1 protein-coding gene is annotated in these 3,029 nt (G+C 72.9%); it reads right to left on the reverse strand.

Going from position 1 to position 3,029, the window contains the following annotated elements; genetic code table 11:
* Positions 1-3,029: family 78 glycoside hydrolase catalytic domain (locus ACFFNX_RS46525; protein ID WP_378212772.1), on the reverse strand; the 3,029-nt coding region annotated here is incomplete at both ends.

The following is a 3,029-nucleotide window of genomic DNA, read 5'->3' on the forward strand; positions in this document are numbered from 1 at the left end:
CGGGCCGCCCGCCGAGCAGCGGCCCCTCGACGCGGGCCGGGGCGCCGGCCGGGATCGTCACGTCGAGCCGGAGCGTACGGCCGTCGCGGCGCCACGAGCTCGCGACCTGCCCACGGGGCGTCTCGTACGTGCCGCTCGCACCGGTCAGGTCGCCGACCACCGCGGGCCGGATGACCAGTTGCCGGTAGCCGGCGCCTCCGTCGGCCTGACGGATCCCGGCGAGACCCGCGCTGAACCACTCGTCGATCGCGCCGAGCATGAAGTGGTTCTGCGAGCCGTAGCCGGTGGGGCCGTCCCAGTACTCCGTCAGCGAGGTCGCGCCGTGGACCACCTGGTAGCCGTAGCTGGGCGCGGTGACCTGCTGCGCGACCCGCAGGAGCACGTCGTCGCGACCGGCGGCGGACAGCACGCGGAACACCGCGGGGAGCGCGATCTCGCCGACCGTCAGGTGGTACCCCTTCGCCTGGATGGTGGCGACCAGATGGTCGGTGACGGCCTGCCGCCGGTCGGCCGGGACGACGCCCATGTCGAGCGCGAAGGCGTCGCTCGCCTGGCTGCCCGAGCCGTAGGTGTCCGTCTTGAGGTACTTCGCGTTGAACGCCTCGGCGATCTTCCGGGCCATGGCGTCGTAGCCGGAGGCGTCCGCGCCGAGCAGGCGCGCGATCGCGCCGAGCGCGACCGCGTCCCGGTAGTACCCGTACGTCGCGGCGATCCCGACCGGGGTGGAGGAGTCGGTGCTCGCCCAGTCGCCGTAGCCGTAGTCGAGCAGGGAGCCGCTCGCCTTGGACGTGAGGTAGTCGAAGTAGCCCCGCATCGCGGGAAGGTAGGTCCGGAGCGTGCCGAGGTCGCCGTACGCCTGGTAGTGCTGCCAGGCCGACATGATGATGGCGCTCCCCCAGTTGGGGTCGTCGCGGGCCGAGCCGCTGAACACCACGTACTCGGGTGCGATGTCCGGCACGTGGCCGTCGGGCAGCTGGGCCTCGGCGATGTTCCGCAGGACGTCTCGGTAGTAGGCCTCGACGTCGAAGTCCCGGGTGATCGAGCCCTGCTCCAGGTGGGTCTCTTCCAGCCAGCCGAGCTTCTCCCGGTCCGGGCAGTCGGTGAGGATGCTGAACATGTTGCCGGCGATCGCGTTGCCGACGATGCGGTGTATCCCGTTCAGCAGCAGGTCGGAGCTGGTGAACGAACCGGCCGTCGCGTTGTCCGCGCGCAGGATGACCGCGTCGGCGACGCTCGCGGACGGCGGCGAGGGCAGGCCGGTCACCTGCAGATAGCGGAACCCGTGGTAGACGAAGCGCGGATGCCACGTCTCCGTGCCGGTGCCCGCGAGGGTGTAGTGGTCGGCGATCGGCGGGGTGCGGTCGCCTCCGGCGATCATGGTGCCCTGATCGACCAGGCCGTCCGCGCCCAGCCGCTCGCCGGGCTTCACCGTGACCGTCGTACCGCGCGGGCCCCTGAGGTGCAGCACCGGCCAGCCGACGACGTTGGCGCCCAGGTCGAAGACGTACGTCCCGGCGGCCGGCCGGGTGACCCGCACCGTGTGCGCCGCGCCGACCGGGACGATCGGCGGGGACATCCGCGCGGCCAGGGCGATGCCCGGATCGGGGGTCTCCACGGCCGGTGTCCAGCCGCTCAGGTCGGCGCCGGCGCGGTCCCATCCCGTCTTCGCCGACCGCGCGTCCTCGTCCTCGCCGCCGTACCACTGGGAGTAGGTGGTCGGCCCGAGCTCGGTGCGCCATGAGGAGTCGGTGGCGATGCGCCGGGTCGACCCGTCGGACAGCGTCACCTCCAGTTGGGCGAGCAGCCGCGGCGGCCCCTGCGCGCCGACGTACTTGGTGTACCGGTCGGCGGTGGGGGCGACGTTGTAGGTCCCGTTGCCGAGCCGTACGCCGATCGCGTTGCCGCCCTCGCGCAGCAGCCGTGTCACGTCGTAGGTGGAGTAGACGACGCGCTTGCGGTAGTCGGTGTTCGGCGGCTCCAGCACCGCGTCGCTGACCGGCCTGCCGTTGATCGTGGCCTCGTAGAGGCCCAGGGCGGTGACGTAGAGCCGGGCGCTGCGCACGCCGTGGCCGAGGGAGAACTGCCGGGCCAGGAGCGGGAGCGCGGGAAGGTCGGCGTGGTACGCGGGCGGCGGGCGCTGCCCGGTGACGGTGGCCGCCGTGGTGAACGTTCCGTCGTCCGACGTCTGCACGGTGAAGTCGACCGGGAAGTTCGGCGTCTTCGCGTCGGCGGTCATGACGTCGGTGCGCGGGTAGAGCGACACCTGGTCGAAGTGGCGGCTCTGGCCGAGGTCGAGCTGGAGCCAGATGTGGTGGCCCGGGTCCTGGGAGGAGTACGCCGGGCTCGTGTAGCCGTACGGCGCCTGCTCGGTGGTGAGCGACCCGTCGGTCAGGTAGGGCGGCTCCCACTTGCCGGGATAGTCGCGCACCTCCGACGCGGTGACCTCTGCGCCCCTGGCCAGGTCGTCATCGGGATGGGCGGAGTCGGAGACGACGATCTCGGCGAGCTGGAGCCGGGACAGCAGCGAGCTCCCCTCGGTGATGGGCAGGCCCAGCCGTGTGACGTCCAGGCGTACGTACCGGGCGTCCCGCGCGGGCACGGCGACCGTGACCGGCGTGGGCCGGCGGTTGATCCACCGGTCGTCGCCGATCCACTTCGCCGACCAGTCGCCCTTGGTCAGGAGTCCCATCTCCCACCAGGACGGCGCGGTCCAGGGTGAGACCGCGCCGCGGGCGTCCCAGACGCGGACCCGCCACCAGACCCGCTGCCGCGAGGCCGGTGCCCGGCCGGCGTAGGAGGCGCCCGGGTCCGCCGAGGCGACCCTGCCGGAGTCCCACAGGTCCGGATCGTCCAGCCGGGACGGCGAGGACGCCGCCTCGACCTGGTAGGCGGTCTGTGCCTCGTCGTGCCCGGAGGAGCGCGGCACCCAGCTCAGGGTGGGAGTGGCGTCGTCGATCCCGAGCGGGGTGCTCAGGGCGTCGGTGCGCAGCTCTGCGGCGGTCAGCCGGGCCGCGCCGGCCGGGGCCGCG

Source organism: Actinoallomurus acaciae, from assembly GCF_042429965.1.
GTDB lineage: Bacteria > Actinomycetota > Actinomycetes > Streptosporangiales > Streptosporangiaceae > Actinoallomurus > Actinoallomurus acaciae.